Annotated in this window: 1 protein-coding gene; it reads right to left on the bottom strand. The window is 67.2% G+C overall.

Annotated features, from left to right (window positions below):
* On the bottom strand, positions 1–247 hold a 247-nt coding region (locus TOK_RS31410), incomplete at both ends, for a divalent metal cation transporter (protein WP_172457897.1).

The raw sequence follows: 247 nt of genomic DNA, 5'->3' as shown, positions 1-247 counted from the left end.
GAAGAGACTGGCGACGAACCCGATGCCGACGACGAGCAGCATCGTCGTGACGACACGCTCGAAGGGTTTCTGCCCGAAGCGGTCTACGACCTTCAGGATCACCATCGAGACGACCGCGGTGATCGCTCCGCCCCAGATCAGGGGCAGGTCGAACAGCAGGGCGAGGGCGATGGCGCCGCCGAGGACCTCGGCCAGGTCGGTGGCCATGGTGACGAGCTCGGCCTGGGCCCAGTAGGCGAAGCGGGTG

This window comes from Pseudonocardia sp. N23 (genome assembly GCF_002583555.1).
Classification (GTDB): Bacteria; Actinomycetota; Actinomycetes; order Mycobacteriales; family Pseudonocardiaceae; genus Pseudonocardia.
The sequence above is the reverse complement of the archived record's forward strand: the minus strand, read 5'-3'. Positions and strand labels throughout refer to the sequence as shown.